1 tRNA gene is annotated in these 402 nt (G+C 59.5%); it reads right to left on the bottom strand.

The window, feature by feature from the left end:
- Positions 1 to 44: 44 nt before the first annotated feature.
- A tRNA-Leu gene (locus N2041_RS14315) sits at positions 45 to 132 on the bottom strand.
- Positions 133 to 402: the final 270 nt, after the last annotated feature.

Below are 402 nucleotides of genomic sequence, written 5' to 3'. Positions count from 1 at the left end.
ACCAGGCTGAGCCACGCCCCGTTATGATTGATGCGATTGCATCATGGTGCCGAAGGTGGGCCTTGAACCCACACGGGGGTTGATCCCCAGCGGTTTTTGAGACCGCCGCGTCTGCCATTCCGCCACTTCGGCATGACGAAGCAGATTATAGCAGCCATCGCCTTGTTCGTCAAGGCGATGGAGACGCGCAGGTGCCACGTCGTTGCCCCAGCCTACACACCGCGCGCTCGTCACAGTGGTATAATTGGCCTAGCACACGTATTACGCCTGTAGACACGATGTTCATGCTCGACCGTCTGGCAGACAATTTAACCATCCGCGGCACTAGCGATGCATACACCATCCTCAACCTGATCGGGCGAGGCGGGATGGGGGCAGTCTACCGTGTGCGCCGGGCCAGTG

Source organism: Tepidiforma sp., assembly GCF_026419595.1.
Lineage (GTDB): Bacteria > Chloroflexota > Dehalococcoidia > Tepidiformales > Tepidiformaceae > Tepidiforma.
The sequence above is the reverse complement of the archived record's forward strand: the minus strand, read 5'-3'. Positions and strand labels throughout refer to the sequence as shown.